Below are 15,027 nucleotides of genomic sequence, written 5' to 3'. Positions count from 1 at the left end.
TGTCTACCAGCGAACTTCGTACGCCGCCTTCTCGTCGCTGCGGGTATCGACTTCAGTGACGTTCCCGTTCGAACTGGACAGCGAATCGACAACTCCTTTGATGACACCTTTGTAATTTTCGACGGGATACGGCGAGTGGTCGAGGATACTGACTCGACTGGACGTGCTGTCCATTTCTTCGACCCTGTAGTTCGATTCGACCGTACCAGACGGCGAGCGGAATGCCTCCTCGTCCGCGTCTTCGAGGAATTGCAATCCGTCGGCGGCAGAGTTCACGTGTTCTGGCCACGGGACGTTTTTGGCTTGCTCGGCCCCTGCTTTTTCGAGGGTCTTCTCACCGACTTTGTCTCGGATTTCGTGCATTGCGTCTGCGTACTTCTGGGCGTCGTGCCAACTGTCCTCTTCGACCTCACCCACATCTAACCCGATTTCTTCGAAAGTCTCGCGCGTCTTTCGTTCGAACACGGTCGAAACGTCGCCAGTACTCTCGACGAATGCAAGGATGTAGCGGCCAACGATTTCTGTATCGTCTTCCATGGCTGTCCTGAGCTACTGCATCACTTGGTTTATAATTTATGAAATCTATAACTATTATAACAGTAATCAAAAATATAAGTAAAAATAGATTTAAGAAAAGATATTTGTTACTAAAGCCACTAGAGATTTAAATATTTATACTTCTATATATTTTGGGTGTACATCTATAATTAAAGATGAAGGTGTTGTAGGTAAACAAAGTAGATGAGTGAACTACCATCTATATGAAATCATTAGTATAATAACTATTATGGTATGTGCTTAATAGGGAGTCCTTTGAAGGACCGTATCTAGTGACGCTTACTGTATCCGCCGAATTTTGCCGCGGTTATAACTACTGGTATTTAAAATTTATATTAAATAAAAATATAAAAAAAGAAGTATCGGAAGTGTAAATCACAGCTCTGTGAGCAGAAATCAACGACCTCCAGGACCGTCCGGACTGCCGCTGATTGGTAGCATGCCTAAGTATGGACTGAATCCGTTCAAATACCGAAAAAAGTGGGCCGAAAAATACGGAGACCTCGTCTACGTGGACGGCGGAGTGGGGCGAGACGGCTACATACTCGGAAGTCCGGAACTGTTCGAGCAGGTGCTCGTCGAAGACGACTCGAAATACCAGCGTCCAAGAGAGTACCGCGAAGTGTTCCGCGAAGGTATCGGTGCGAGCGAGGGTGAGTTTTGGCAACAACAACGGGACATGATTCAACCAGCGTTCTATCCCCAACGCATCAAGGCGTACGCCGAGCAGATGCAGACTGCTACGGAGGACCTCGTCGAGGGATGGAGCGACGGTGAAACTCGGGACATCGAGAAACAGATGAAGGACCTCACGCTCGATGTCTTCGCCCGAACGGCGTTCGGAATCGAGAACGTGGGCGACTACCCTGCGATTCGAGACGCCTGTAACGCGATTGGAGCGAAGACCTCTGCGAGTAACCAAGTCTTCCCGGGTTGGTTCCCGACTCCCGCTAACCGTCAATTCGACCGGGCCCAAAAGCGGCTAGACGAGACCTTAGACCAAATCATCCAATCGGGTGCGGACGACGACACGCTTCTCTCGGTCATGATCGACGCAGAGGCCGACGACGGACACCAGATGTCGACCGAAACACTCCGCAACGAGATGATTACGTTGCTGTTCGCTGGACACGAGACCACCGCTCTCGTCCTCACTTACGCGTTCCATCTCCTATCGAGAAACGAGGACAAGCGACAGAAGTTCTTCGACGAAATCGACGAAGTAATCGATGACGACGGACTGTCGCCAGCCAACGTCCAAGGCCTCGATTACACGAACAAGGTCATCAAGGAGGTTCTCCGCCTCCGAGCGCCCGGTCACACGATCTTCAGAGAACCCAGTGAACCAGTCAATATCAATGGGTACGAAGTCACCGAAGGGTCGGTACTCTTTCTCCCGGTCTGGCTGATTCATCACAGCGAGGAGTACTACGACGACCCCATGACTTTCCGTCCGGAACGGTGGGATGGGACCCTCGAACAGGACCTACCGAAGTACGCTTACATCCCGTTCGGTGCGGGACCCCACCGATGTGTCGGCGAGCGGTTCGCAAAGATGGAACTCCGAATCATGCTCCCGACGATAGCTCAGCAGTTCAAACTCGATTACGTCGGCGAGAATCCGCTTGAGTTCAAGGACGGACTAGCCGCACAACCGAAGAACGAGATGTTGATGGATATTACTGCACGCTGAGGTTTACCAGTCGAGAAGTGCGGGGCGACGCCGGAAAAGTCGTGAGTTTGCCACCTTGTGTCGGCTATTCGTCGTTTTCCCCTCCCGTCCGGTCAAGAACTACCGTTCCGTAATGTTGAAACGCCCAAAGACAGAACTGCAGGGTATGGAACTACGGGTTATCGAGAAGGAAGCCGACGAAATCTCCATCGAAATCGCCGGGGAGGACCACACCTTCATGAACGTGCTGAAGGGCACCCTCCTCGAACACGAGGGCGTCGCGGCCGCGACCTACGACGTGAACCCCGAGCAGTCCGGCGGCCAGACCGAGCCGATTCTGACTATCAAGACCGAAGGGGAAGACGTGGACCCCCTCGACACCCTCGAAGACGCCGCGGGCGACATCAAGGACAAGACCGCCGCTTTCCGAGACGCCTACGAGAGCGCGGCCTGATTCTGCGGGAGTCCGCCGACGCGCCGAGAGCGAAGTCGATTCCCATCGACGGCAATTCTCTGCCTACGGAAAACAAATAATTCCATTTCTATAACCGTTGTAGCGGTGTCTCTGTGTTCCACGTGGCCGTGGCCTGCCCCACCTTCGGAGTCGTCTTCGCGCTTCGAAACTGTTCACTCCGTTTATCGGCCAGCAGGAGGCCGTTCGCTCGGTCCTGCGCGCGCCGACCGCCGGCGACGAGTAAGCGGTGCGTAACCGGGGTAATCGGGCACGGAACTCCGAAACGGTCGCGGCCGTTTATTGGCGCACTCGGGAAACTCCCCTGCGTATGAGAACACGTGCAATCGTCGTCGCAACGCTCGTCCTCCTCGCCGGGGCCTCGTCGGCGCTCGCTGGGGCACCGAACGCACACACCGAGTCGCAGGCGGTCCAGTCCGCTGTCGGTGCGAACGCGGTCACGGCACAAGACGACGCACAGACCTACGAGTACCAGACCCTCACCATCGAGCGCCTGCAGATGACGAACGTCTCGGTCCAGCAGGCCGTACTGAACGAGACGGAACTGGAGCAGAACGGGACCGACGAGACCAACTCCCTCGGTACGGCCACGGCGTCGAACCTGACCGTGGTCAACGCCACGCTCACGAACGTCACGCTCGAAGATGTGACGATTCGCAACGAGACGGTCGCCCGGCAGTTGTTCGGCGGCGAGACCCCGCCCGAGGGAGAGACCGCGACCGTCGAGAACGCCACGCTCTCTGAGGTCGGCGTCGAATCACTCCGCATCGATTCGAGTCTCATCGGAACCGTCGAGGTCAACAGCGTGCAGGCGTCCATCTCTCCCGGCGGTGCGACCGACAACGCCTCGGCCATCGAGGGGCAACCCACCATCGGCGTCGAGAACATGACCGTCGAGAGCGCCTTCCTCGATAGCGTCGAGGCCGGAAGCGTCAGCGTCGAGAACGCCTCTGTCGGCATCGGCGTGCTGGCCGGCGGCGGCCTCGGTGGCGACGAGGAGACCACCGCGGCAGGAAACGAGACGGCAGGAAACGAGTCCAGCGCGCTCCGAGCGCCGGACTGGTAGACGACTCCAGACCAGACCCTATTTTTCGTCCAGCAGTCGCTCGGCTTCGTCCACGCTGTCGGCAGTTTCGACTTCGTACTCCTGCTCGCCGGTCCGGTCGAACTGCATCTGGGCCAGCGGCGAGTCGCCGACGACTCTGACCACGGTGCCAACGTCGTGGGCCGCGAGGAAGGTTTTGGACCGCTGGAGGTGTTCTTTTGCCTCTTGGGGACTCGCTTCGAGATTTCGGATGTCCGTCACCACGTCGAATCCCGAATCGAGTCGCTGGGCCGCTTCGATGGTCTCCTCGGCCGAGGAGGCCGCCTCGTCTGCTCCGAACGTCCCGCCGAGGGTGACGTAGAGTCGATTCGCGCCGGCGTCGGCTTCGATTTCGTGCATTACTACCGGCGTCTAGCCACCGGAATTTTTATCTTCTGGATTTGAGTCCAAAAATGGTAGTTATTTAACCCCTATCCGGCGGAAAATACTCAGAGTCGAACCGGGATGCCGCGCTCGTCCAGATACTCCTTGGTCTCCCGAATCGTGTACTCGCCGAAGTGGAAGATAGAGGCCGCGAGGCCGGCGTCAGCGCCCGCCTCGGTGAACACTTCGTACATGTCCTCCGGACCGCCGCACCCCGACGAGGCGATGACGGGGGTCGAAACGTTGTCGCAGACCGCCTTCGTCAGCGGAATGTCGTAGCCCTCCTTGGTCCCGTCGGCGTCGATGGAGTTGACGAACAGCTCGCCAGCGCCGCGCTCCTCGGCCTCTCTGGCCCACTCCACTACGTCGAGACCGGTGCCCTCGCGCCCGCCCTTGACGGTACACTCGAACCAGCAGGACTCGCCATCGACTTGGACGTAGTGTTCGCCCTCCTCGTCGAACCTGCGGCGGGCGTCCACCGAGATGACGATGCACTGGCTACCGAAGGCGTCTGCGCCCTCCTCGATGAGGTCCGGGTTTGCGATGGCCCCGGAGTTGATAGACACCTTGTCGGCCCCCGCGCGCAGGGTCTCCTTGATGTCGTCTTTCGTTCGAATCCCGCCGCCGACCGTCAGGGGGATGAACACCTCGTCGGCGATGTCCTCAACCACGCCGAGCATGGTCTCTCTGCCCTCGGCGCTCGCCGTGATGTCGAGGAAGACGAACTCGTCGGCCCCGGCCTCGTTGTACTCGCGGGCCATCTCCACCGGGTCGCCGGTGTATTCGAGGTCCTCGAAGTTGACGCCGGTGTAGACCGCCGGATTCCCGTCGTCGTCCACGTCCACGTCGATGCACGGGATGACGCGCTTGGTGAGAGTCATTCCTTGCGCGACGATTGGCGCGAACGCGGTTTCACGGTTTCGACTGCGGCAGGGCCTCGCATCCCACCGCAAACTCTTTGCTTCGAGCGTTATCGTGGTGAAACGTGTCACGGACTGTCATCGCCTGCGTCCTCTGTCTGTTGTTGGCGGGGTGTACCGCCCCGACTGCACCGAGTCAGACGCCGACTCCCGAGACCGGCGGGCCGAACGCGACTGCCGAGTCGAAGACGAGCGGCGAGGCCGACGACGACTCGGCGACGAATCGCTCCGCGCTCGCGGACATCCCGGTCAGCGGCGGGTCGCTCCCGGTCGAACACGAGCGAGTCTTCGCCCGGACGACCGACTTGCTCGGAGTCAACGTCTCGCCGCCGACCGTGGTCGTGGTAAAGCCAGCATCCGAAATCGGCGGAACTGGGGGTGGAGCAGGGGAAGACTCCTCGGGCGGAAAATCGGCGAGGACCTTCGCGGACGTGATGGGAATCTCCGGCGGCGAGTCGGCCGACAGCGAGGAAAGAGGCGATGGAGAAAGCGACGGCGACGGCGGGAACAGCGGCGTCTCGGTGGCGGCCTACGCCCCCTCGGCTCACTCGGTCGTGGTCAACGAGCGCATGACGGTGGCGGGCCGGGAAGGCCCGCTCGAACGGACGATGGCCCACGAGTTCGTCCACACCGTCCAGTTCCGCCAGCAGGCGTTCAGCAGGACGCAGACCGCGCTCGGCGCGGACCGGACGCCGACGCGGGACACCTACCTGACCTACGCGAGCATCGTGGAGGGCACCGCGGCGTTCGTCGGCGAAACCTACGACCGGCGGTATCTGGCGGGCGACTGGGCGACCATCACCGACGCCGAGCGATACCGGTCGTCGCCGGCGCGAGTCAAGTACAAAATCGCGCGCTACTACTTCGGCGTGCGCTATCTTCGGCACCGCTACGACTCGCCCGCGAACCTCTCGGCGGTGTACGACGACCCGCCCCAGACCACCGAGCAGGTTCTGCACAACGACACCGACGACTCCGAGAAACCGAAATCGCTGGCGGTGTCGGTCGATGCCGGCCAGAACCGGACACTCGGCCGGACCGACACCTACGGCGAACTGTTCACCCGCATCGCGCTCGGCACCGAGATGAACGAATCGCAGGCGGCGGACGCCGCGGCCGGATGGGGCGCGGACCGCCTCGTGCCCGTGACTGGTCCGAACGGGACCCGAAGCTACGTCTGGGCGACGCGATGGGACTCGTCGGCCGAGGCCGACGAGTTCGAGTCCGGAATGCGCGAGTATCTGTCCTCGCGGGCGAACCGGTCGGGCGGGACGTGGCGCGACGACGAGGTAGCCCTCCGGTCGGTTCAGACGAGCGAGGAGACGGTGGTCCTCCTCGTCGGAACGGAGTCGTTCGTTAGCGGGGCGAACGCATCCGGGACGAACGCAAGCGTGTCGGTCGTCACGGGCGACGACCACCGGTAGCGAAAATAAATTTAGTTCTCTAGGCAGTAATTACGTTTCTTAGGGAAATAAATTGATTGCTCTCTGCCCGTCCGAGGTTCGGAGTCGTCCGCTCAGGCCGCGACGAGCGGGAGCGCGAACGCGACGGCGAGGCCGACAGCGAGGACGGCGAAGCCGATGCCGACCTGCGACATCGAGAAGTCCTGCATCGGCGACGTGACTCGGTGTAGTCCCTCTACGTCGTGGCCGTGGTCGGTGTGGTCTGCGTGGTCGTCCATACTCGGGATTTCCGGGTCCTCCTACTTAAGCGCAACCAAAGCTAAACCGCGGGAACTCGTTAGTGGGTCTCGATGGATGGGGATTCGCCAGCGGGGGATTCGATGGGGCAGGGAGACGCGCAGTCGCCCGGCGACGTCGAGGAGAACCGCGAGTGGTGGAAGGAGGCCGTCGTCTACCAGATTTACCCGCGGAGCTTCTTCGATTCGGACGGCGACGGCGTGGGCGACATCCGGGGCGTCGAGGCGAAACTCGACTACCTCGACGCACTCGGGGTAGATGTGGTGTGGCTGAATCCGGTCTACGACTCGCCGAACGCCGACAACGGCTACGACATCCGGGACTACCGGGCCATCATGTCGGAGTTTGGGACGATGGACGACTTCGACCGACTGCTCGACGGCCTCCACGAGAGGGACATCAAACTCATCATGGACCTCGTGGTCAATCACACCTCCGACGAACACGACTGGTTCCGCCAGTCCCGCGAGTCCAAAGACAGCGACCTGCGGGACTTTTACATCTGGCGCGACGGCCGAGGAGACGGTCCCGGCGGCAAGGGCAAGCCACCGAACAACTGGGAATCGGCCTTCGGCGGGTCGGCGTGGACCTACGACGAGCAGACCGAACAGTACTACCTCCACCTGTTCGACGAGAAGCAACCCGACCTGAACTGGGAGAACCCCGAGGTCCGTCAGCGAATCTACGACATGATGGAGTGGTGGCTGGACAAGGGCATCGACGGCTTTCGGATGGACGTCATCGACCTCATCTCGAAGGCCGACGGCCTGCCCGACGGCGACCCCGATTCGGGATGGACCGGCGCGGAACACTTCATGACCGGGCCGAGGGCCCACGAGTTCATCTCCGAGATGTACGAGGAGGTCCTCGCTGGACGCGACGTGATGACGGTCGGCGAGATGCCCGGTGCGACAGTCGAGGAGGCCCAGCAGTACCTCGGCCCGGACGGTGACGGCCTGAACATGGTGTTCCACTTCGAACACGTCACGCTCGACTACGGCGAGAGCGGCGACCGCTGGACCATCGGCGAGTGGTCGCTGTCCGAGTTCAAGCAGGTCCTCACGAAGTGGCAGAACGGACTGGGGGACGAGGGTTGGAACAGCGTCTACCTCGGGAACCACGACTGGCCCCGCCCCGTCTCGCGGTTCGGCGACGACGGCCTCTACCGCATCGAGTCGGCCGAGATGCTCGCCACCCTGCTGTTCACGCTCCGGGGGACGCCCTACGTCTATCAGGGCGACGAAATCGGGATGACGAACTTCCCCTTCGAGCGCGAGTCGCAGGTCAACGACGTGAGCGCCCGGAACTTCGTCCGACGCGAACGCGAGACGGGTCGCCCGATGGACGAGATTCTCGACATCGTGAGCTACCGAAGCAGGGACAACGCCCGGACGCCGATGCAGTGGTCCGACGCCGAGAACGCGGGCTTTACCGAGGACGACCCGTGGTTTCCGGTGAACCCGAACTACGAGGCGGTCAACGTCGCCGATGCGAGGAGCCGCGACCAATCGGTCTGGCACTACTACCGGGACCTCATCGACTACCGGCGCGACAGCGACGTGGCGATTTACGGCGACTACGAACTCCTGCTTCCCGACGACCCGGAGGTCTTCGCCTACCTCCGGACGCTCGGCGACGAGCGCCTGCTGACGGTGCTGAATTTCTCCGAGGGGACGCCGACGTTCTCGCTCCCCCAGAGCGTCGAGTACGGGGACGCCGAGTGCGTCCTGCACAACTACGCGGTGGACGACGCGGAACCCCGGTCGTTCGAGATGCGGCCCTACGAGGCGAGAGTGTACGAGTTGGAGTGAGAACGGGCGCACGGGACTCGCAAATTAGCGTATCGGCGCGCGCTCGGTGAGACCGACCACCGGCAAATGCTCGACCGAGCAACCGCCTCGGGTGGATGAAAGGGCCGTCCGGTCGCGGGCTTCAGAAAGTGTTCACCACCTGATTCCTGCGGTTACTCTGCTTCCTGCGACTCAAACCCGGACTGACAAAAATAGAAATAAGCCACTAAATCCGAGTTATTCGGCCTCGAAATGCGTCTTCTCGTCCGCGGCGGGAATCATCTTCGTCGCCTCCATGTCGAGGAAGGTCGTCGCGTCCTGCTGGACCTCTTGGCCGGCCTCGGACTCGAAGGCCTCGTTCATCGCGCCGGGACCGTCGAACCAGAGTTGGGCCACGTAGTCGTAGCCCGCCTTCTCGGGGTCCATCGGGACCGAGGAGCTATACTTCTCCAACCCCGGCAGGTCGTTCACGAGCGGTGCGTGTTCGTCGTACATGTACTCGATGCACTCGTCGTGGGTGGTCTCGTCGTCCCGGACCGCGAGGATTACCATCTTGCAGGTCATGGCGGTGGATTCGGGGCGCGGAGTCGTGAAAGTTGGGATTGGACGTTCGTTTTGTTTAGGTGAGGCGACGAGCGATATAGCGAAATGTAGTTGAGAAATCGCTACTGCTGACGAGAGGACAAAGAGGCTAGCGTCAGGCGTGAGCAACGCCGTCGCTCGCCAGCACAGCGACCGCACCTCGTCCTCCCCAACCTCCTCGTTCGCTCCTGCCAGTCGCTCACTTCGTCCCTCGCACGCGAGGCGCGGCGCTCGGGAGCGCCGCGCCCGCACGCGCCAGAAGTGGACGACAAATATCCACCCAAGCTAAGGAATCAGAAATAATTCCAAAAGAACGAATAAGTTAGTCTAGCTCGCGCGCAAGCACATCCCGAAGCTCCGCAATCTCGTCGGCGTCGTAGGCCAGCGTGTCGTCGCCGACTTCGAGGCCCAGCGTGCCCGAATCGTCCGCTTCGCCGAGTTCCGAAACGGGAGCGACGCCCTCGAACGCGTCCCGAACTGCTTCGGGGTCGTCGGTCTCTACGACGGCTCTGCCGGGCGTCTCGGCGAACAGGGCTTCCGGCGAGTCGAGTTCGACCGACGCGCCCGCTTCCTCGGTCACCATCTCAGCGAGTGCGACCGCCAGACCGCCGTGGCTCACGTCGTGGACCGCCGCGGTCGAGTCGAAGTCGGCCACCTCGGCCAGTGCCGCCACGACCTCACGGGGGTTCTCGGGAAGCGCCGGGAAGCGGTCGCTCCCGCCCGTCTGGGCCAGATACTCCGACCCGCCGAGGAGGCCGCCGCCGTCCTCGCCGACCACGAGCAGGGTGCCCTCGCCAGAGAGCGAGGCCGGCGGCGCGTCGTAGCCGTCCTTCGTCCCGGTCATCGCCAGCGTCGGCGTCGGCGGAATCGGGCCGGAGGGCGAGTCGTTGTAGAGCGAGACGTTGCCGCCGACGACCGGCGCGTCAAGCGCCGAACACATGTCGGCCAGTCCGTCAACGATGCCTTTGAAGCCGCCGTACACGTCGGGCTTCTCGGGGTTGCCGCCGTTGAGGCAGTCCACTGCGGCCAGCGGTGTCGCGCCCTTGACAGCGAGGTTCGTGGCGTTCTCCAGCGCGACTGCTCGCGCGCCGTCGTAGGGCGCGGCGTCGGTCCACCGCGGGTCCGCACCCGCCGAGATGGCCAGTCCCTTCTCGGCGTCGCGGAGCGCCAGCACCGCCGAATCGTCGCCCGGTCCGGTCGCGGTCCGGACCTGCACCTCGTGGTCGTACTGGCGGTAGACCCACCGCTTGCTCGCGGTGTTGGGGTTGCCCACGACAGCCTCGAAGGCCGATTCGAGGTCCGCGTCGGGTAGGTCCCGCTCGGGTTGGGGTGGCTCCTCGGATTCGAGGTCGTTCATCGGCGCGCCGTCGCCGAGGAACTCGGCGTCCACGTCTACCACCGTCTCGCCCTCGAAGGTGCAGACGTAGTTGTCCTCGGTCACGTCGCCGATGACCGAACACCCCAAATCGTACTTCTCGGCGACCTGTTCGACCGCCTCGACGTTCTCGGGCCGGACCTCGTAGCACATCCGCTCTTGGGACTCGGCGAGCAGGATTTCGAGGGCATTCATGTTGGGTTCGCGCTGGTGAACCCGCTCCAGTTCGATTTCGGCCCCCAGACCGCCCTTGGCTATCATCTCGCTCGATGCACCGCCGAGTCCGGCCGCGCCGAGGTCCCGCGCCGACTCGACCAAATCGCGGTCCACGAGGACCTCGTTGGCCTCGATGAGCAACTTCTCGGTGTAGGGGTCGCCGACCTGCACCGCGGGGCGGTCTTCGGTCTCGGCGTCCTCCGAGAGGTCCTCGCTGGCGAAACTCGCGCCGCCCAGTCCGTCCCGACCGGTCGCGTTGCCGACCAGCACGAGTTTGTTGCCGGGTTCTTTCACGTCGGCCGTGACCAGTCGGTCCTCGTCGACCAAGCCGACGCAACTCACGTTCACCAGCGGGTTGCCCTCGTAGTCGGGGTGGAAAGCCGTGCTTCCGGCCACGGTCGGTACGCCGATGGAGTTACCGTAGTCCGAAATCCCTTCCACGACGCCTTCCAGCAGGTACCGGGAGTGTTCGCGGTCGAAGTCCCCGAAGTACAGCGAGTCGGCCAGCGCGATGGGATAGGCACCCATCGAGAGGGTGTCGCGGACGATACCGCCGACGCCGGTGGCCGCGCCGTCGTAGGGGTCCACGAACGACGGGTGGTTGTGGCTCTCGATGCCCATCGTGATGTAGGTGGCGTCGCCCTGCGAGTCGGATGGAACTTCCACGACTGCGGCGTCGTCGCCCGGTCCGACGACGACCTGCTCGCCCTCCGAATCGAAGGCCGACAGCAGAGGACGGGACGACCGATACGCGCAGTGTTCGCTCCAGAGGTTCTCGAACAGCGCCGCCTCCGCCGGGGTCGGTTCGCGGCCGAGTTCGGCGACGACCAGTTCGCGGTCTGGCTCGGAGAGACTCATTCACCTGTCTGTACAGACACGCCGGATTAATGCCTTTCCATGTGCAGGTGCTTGCATACTTCGAGCCGTCCGGGACGCCGAGGACGCGAGTGCTGGCACCCGAACCGTTCGCTGTCGGCGGTGCGAAGGCGCGCGACGTTCCCCGTGAGTTCGGTATCTCGGCGGCAATAGACAAATAAATATGATAAATTAAATTATATAATCCGTCTCCTTGGCAACTCGTAAACCACATTTCGGTATATCAAATTCAGCTATCTGCGCCACCAGCCGACAGTTCCGCGAGCGGTGCGAAGAAGCCTCGAACGCCGAAAACGAGCGTTCCGAGGCCCGGACGCGGGACGACGGCGTACCGAGGCGTTTTTGCCGTCCGCCTGCCAAGCACCACTCGTGCTATCGGTCGAGCTTCACGCCCACTCGTCGCTGTCCTACGACGGCCGCGACCCGGTCGAACTTCTGTTGGAGCAGGCCTCTGCGGTCGGCCTCGACGCGCTGGCGGTCACCGACCACGACGAAATCGAGGCCAGTCTCTCCGCGGTCGAGCAGGCCGAGGAGTACGGTCTCGTCGGCATTCCGGGCATGGAGGTCAGTTCCGCGGCGGGCCACGTCCTCGGGTTGGGCATCCGCGAGCGAGTTCCCGCCGGTCTCTCGTTCGGCGAGACGCTCGACCGAATCCGCGAGCAGGGCGGGGTCGCGGTCGTTCCCCATCCCTTCCAGAAGTCCCGGAGCGGCGTGATGGCAAACATCACCGAGTCAGAACTCGCCGAGGCCGACGCCATCGAGGTCTACAACTCCCGACTCCTGACGGGTCGCGGAAATCGGAAGGCCAAGCGATTCGCCGAGCGCCGCGGCCTGCCCCAGACCGCCGGGAGCGACGCTCACATCAGCGAGATGGTCGGGCAGGCGGTCACGCGAATCGACGCCGACGAGCGGAGTTCGGCGGCGATTCTGGACGCCATTCTCGACGGTCGAACCACGGTCGAAGGCAAGCGCACCCCGTGGCACATCAGTTTCCGACAGGCCGCGGGCGGTGCCAAGCGCCGGGTGAAGAACCGACTCGGCGAGTTCATCGAATGACCTCGGACTCGTCTCTCTCGTCCGCCGAACTACGAGGTGCGTCCGCCGATGCGGTTGAACGGGCGATTTCTGCGGGCGACTCGCTCTCGGGAACGGCGGGGTTCGCCGGGCGACTGGGCGACGGCCGCCTCGTCAGGGACGTGCTGGGCCGCCAGCCGATTTTCGTGGAGGGCGGCGACGGGGCGGAGGAAAACGAGAACCATTCCAAAGCAAACGTTTTGAATGCTGAAAGCAATGTAACGTGTTCCGAAAGCGGCGAACCGAGGAGATGGGGGTTCGCTCCGGAGGACCTCGCGGACCCGAGACCACTCCCGGCGGGGCACGTCCTCGCGCCCGGTGAGACCGTTCCCGAGGACCTCCTCTCGCTCCCCGACCCGCCGACAGTCTCCGACGGGCGCGAGGCAGTCGTCGCGGTCCGGGACGCCATCGCCGAGACGCTGGCCTCGATTTCGCCGGGGACGGCGGATGGAGCGGGCGATTTGGCGGTCGCGTTCTCCGGGGGCGTCGATTCGGCGGTGGTCGCCAGCGCCTTCGACGCGCCGCTGTACGTGGTCGGGTTCCCCGAGAGCCACGACGTTGCTTCGGCACGGCGGTCTGCCCGGTTGATGGGCAGAGAGGACGATTTGGAGGTCGTGGAACTCTCGCCATCGGACCTCGAACGCGCCGTGCCGAGAGTCGCGCAAGCCACCGGCCGGACCAACGCGATGGACGTCCAGATTTCGCTCCCGCTGTTTCTGGCGGCGGAGCGCGCCGCGGCCGATGGCTTCGACCGGCTCGCGGTCGGGCAGGGCGCGGACGAACTCTTTGGCGGCTACGCCAAGGTCGCTCGCGCGCCGGAGGACCCCCGCGTCGAGGCCGAGACGGTCCGCGGCGCGGTCCGCGAGGTGATGGGGACGCTCCCGGACCAACTCGAGCGCGACGTGCTGGCGCTCCGAGGAGCAGGCGTCGAACCGGTCGCGCCCCTGCTGGACGACCGGGTGGTCCGGGCGGCCCTCCGACTGCCGGGCGACCTGCTGGTCGATTCCCGCGGCGAGCGCAAGAAAGCCCTCCGACTCGCGGGCCGGGAGTTCGTCCCGGACCCGGTGGCCTTCCGAGAGAAGAAGGCGGTCCAGTACGGGAGTCTGGTCGCCCGCGAGTTGGACCGTCTCGCCCGTCAAGACGGGTTCAAGCGCCGGATGGACGACCACGTGTCGAAGTACGTCGCCTCGCGGGTCGAGTGACCGGCGACTCAGGCGAGGAACTCACGCCAGCAGTTGCGTGTAGTCGTCCAGCGCCAGCGCGAACTCGGAGTGCGCCGGGAGTTCGACCCACGAGAAGTCGAATTCGAGGCCGTTCTCGCTCCCCTCGCCGGTGACGGTGTGAGTCCACTCGTCGCGGGGTTCGTGGACCGGGGCGTGGAAGAAGTGCCGGACGTACCGCTTGGGCGGCGACCGGCGGCGAGTCCACACGTCGGTCGTCAAGTGCTTGACCTCGCCGACCGCGCCGAGACCGCTCTCCTCGGCGATTTCCCGGAGGACCGCGGCGCGAGGCTCCTCGCCGGCCTCGATGGTTCCTTTCGGCACCTGCAAGCCATCGTGTTCCGGTCCCTCGAACACCAGCAGTTCGCTCCCGTTGCGAGTGATGTACGCACAGGCCTTTTCGACGTAGGTGACCGTTTCCGACGACAGTTCGGTTTCCGAGGAGGCTCCCGAGGACATTTGGGTCACGTACGCCGATTCGGCTCAAAAGCGTTTCCGGAAAGGACGATTTAGGGGTTTTAGGAATGTAACCGTCTTCGGCGAGGTCACCCTTCGACCAGTTCGACCAGTTCCGCGCCGACCGCTTCGTCCGCCGAAAACGAGAGGCGCTGGCGCTCGTTGTCGATGACGAGGGTGATGGTCGCCTGCTCGGGACCGTTGCCGAACGCGCTCCCCGCCACGAGGAGCATCACGGAGAGCAACATCAACCCGACGCCGTTGGTGAAATCGTTGGTGGCGACGACGAGACCGACGAGGAGACAGAGGCCGCCACAGACCACGAACGCCACCGAGAGGTCGAGGTCCTCGCCCGCGGGGTCGGTTCTGACGGCCCGGATGTGGTTGTACCCGATGGAGGTCACGCCCTCCTCGGTCTCGAACAGAACCCGGCGGTCGGTCACAGCGAAGGCGGTCGGCGAGTCGGGCGTCGGTTGCCACTGATTCGCCCACCGGACGTTGCTAGCTTCCCACGTTCGGTGGACGCGCTCGTTGCGCTCCAGCGCGTCAGCGAACGCTGTGGGAGTCCCCGGTGGACTGTCGCTACCTTCGGTTCGACCGACGCTCATACTGAAGCCGTTATCACGTTGGGTTTATCAAACTTCACGA

General features: G+C 63.1%; 15 protein-coding genes. 7 read left to right on the top strand and 8 right to left on the bottom strand.

Going from position 1 to position 15,027, the window contains the following annotated elements:
- Positions 1-3: 3 nt before the first annotated feature.
- Positions 4-537, bottom strand: a complete 534-nt coding sequence (locus P2T57_RS03295; RefSeq protein WP_276301056.1) for a hypothetical protein — start codon at positions 535-537, stop codon at positions 4-6.
- A gap of 406 nt (positions 538-943) precedes the next feature.
- On the opposite strand from P2T57_RS03295, the gene P2T57_RS03290 reads away from it, so the two are divergent.
- From P2T57_RS03290 to P2T57_RS03280, 3 genes are all read left to right on the top strand, one after another.
- Complete coding sequence (locus tag P2T57_RS03290; RefSeq protein WP_276301054.1) at positions 944-2,251, top strand: cytochrome P450; 1,308 nt, start codon at positions 944-946, stop codon at positions 2,249-2,251.
- A gap of 145 nt (positions 2,252-2,396) precedes the next feature.
- The gene (locus P2T57_RS03285; protein ID WP_276301053.1) at positions 2,397-2,684 is read left to right on the top strand and encodes a DNA-directed RNA polymerase subunit L; all 288 of its coding nucleotides are present in this window, start codon (positions 2,397-2,399) and stop codon (positions 2,682-2,684) included.
- Positions 2,685-3,012: 328 nt separating this feature from the next.
- On the top strand, positions 3,013-3,768 hold the full coding sequence (locus tag P2T57_RS03280; RefSeq protein WP_276301052.1) for a hypothetical protein: 756 nt from the start codon (positions 3,013-3,015) through the stop codon (positions 3,766-3,768).
- Positions 3,769-3,786: 18 nt separating this feature from the next.
- On the opposite strand, the gene P2T57_RS03275 is transcribed toward P2T57_RS03280, so the two are convergent.
- Positions 3,787-4,146, bottom strand: a complete 360-nt coding sequence (locus tag P2T57_RS03275; protein WP_276301051.1) for a response regulator — start codon at positions 4,144-4,146, stop codon at positions 3,787-3,789.
- A gap of 89 nt (positions 4,147-4,235) precedes the next feature.
- The gene (gene hisF / locus P2T57_RS03270) at positions 4,236-5,051 is read right to left on the bottom strand and encodes an imidazole glycerol phosphate synthase subunit HisF (protein ID WP_276301050.1); all 816 of its coding nucleotides are present in this window, start codon (positions 5,049-5,051) and stop codon (positions 4,236-4,238) included.
- A gap of 104 nt (positions 5,052-5,155) precedes the next feature.
- Between hisF and P2T57_RS03265 the strand changes: the two genes are divergently transcribed.
- Positions 5,156-6,514, top strand: coding sequence for a hypothetical protein (locus P2T57_RS03265; protein ID WP_276301049.1), 1,359 nt, complete (start codon positions 5,156-5,158; stop codon positions 6,512-6,514).
- A gap of 92 nt (positions 6,515-6,606) precedes the next feature.
- Here the strand turns inward: P2T57_RS03265 and P2T57_RS03260 are convergent, their stop codons facing one another.
- Positions 6,607-6,771, bottom strand: coding sequence for a DUF7550 family protein (locus P2T57_RS03260; protein WP_276301048.1), 165 nt, complete (start codon positions 6,769-6,771; stop codon positions 6,607-6,609).
- A 102-nt stretch (positions 6,772-6,873) separates the two neighbouring features.
- On the opposite strand from P2T57_RS03260, the gene P2T57_RS03255 reads away from it, so the two are divergent.
- Entirely contained in the window at positions 6,874-8,601 is a 1,728-nt protein-coding gene (locus P2T57_RS03255; RefSeq protein WP_276302073.1) for a glycoside hydrolase family 13 protein, read from the top strand.
- 216 nt (positions 8,602-8,817) lie between these two features.
- On the opposite strand, the gene P2T57_RS03250 is transcribed toward P2T57_RS03255, so the two are convergent.
- Positions 8,818-9,144, bottom strand: coding sequence for an EthD family reductase (locus P2T57_RS03250; protein ID WP_276301047.1), 327 nt, complete (start codon positions 9,142-9,144; stop codon positions 8,818-8,820).
- Positions 9,145-9,484: 340 nt separating this feature from the next.
- Complete coding sequence (gene purL, locus P2T57_RS03245) at positions 9,485-11,611, bottom strand: phosphoribosylformylglycinamidine synthase subunit PurL (protein WP_276301045.1); 2,127 nt, start codon at positions 11,609-11,611, stop codon at positions 9,485-9,487.
- A 387-nt stretch (positions 11,612-11,998) separates the two neighbouring features.
- Here purL and P2T57_RS03240 point away from each other — a divergent pair, with 387 nt between their 5' ends.
- Together P2T57_RS03240 and P2T57_RS03235 are read left to right on the top strand one after the other, a co-directional pair.
- Positions 11,999-12,685, top strand: a complete 687-nt coding sequence (locus P2T57_RS03240) for a PHP domain-containing protein (protein ID WP_276301044.1) — start codon at positions 11,999-12,001, stop codon at positions 12,683-12,685.
- Positions 12,682-13,905, top strand: a complete 1,224-nt coding sequence (locus tag P2T57_RS03235; protein WP_276301042.1) for an asparagine synthase C-terminal domain-containing protein — start codon at positions 12,682-12,684, stop codon at positions 13,903-13,905. The genes P2T57_RS03240 and P2T57_RS03235 overlap by 4 nt, the downstream gene beginning before the upstream one ends.
- 21 nt (positions 13,906-13,926) lie before the next feature.
- Here P2T57_RS03235 and P2T57_RS03230 read toward each other — a convergent pair whose 3' ends face one another.
- Positions 13,927-14,382, bottom strand: coding sequence for an NUDIX hydrolase (locus tag P2T57_RS03230; RefSeq protein WP_276301041.1), 456 nt, complete (start codon positions 14,380-14,382; stop codon positions 13,927-13,929).
- A gap of 86 nt (positions 14,383-14,468) precedes the next feature.
- Complete coding sequence (locus tag P2T57_RS03225; RefSeq protein ID WP_276301040.1) at positions 14,469-14,987, bottom strand: hypothetical protein; 519 nt, start codon at positions 14,985-14,987, stop codon at positions 14,469-14,471.
- Between the last annotated feature and the right edge of the window lie 40 nt (positions 14,988-15,027).

Source organism: Halorussus lipolyticus, from assembly GCF_029338375.1.
In the GTDB taxonomy this organism is placed as follows: domain Archaea; phylum Halobacteriota; class Halobacteria; order Halobacteriales; family Haladaptataceae; genus Halorussus; species Halorussus lipolyticus.
The sequence above is the reverse complement of the archived record's forward strand: the minus strand, read 5'-3'. Positions and strand labels throughout refer to the sequence as shown.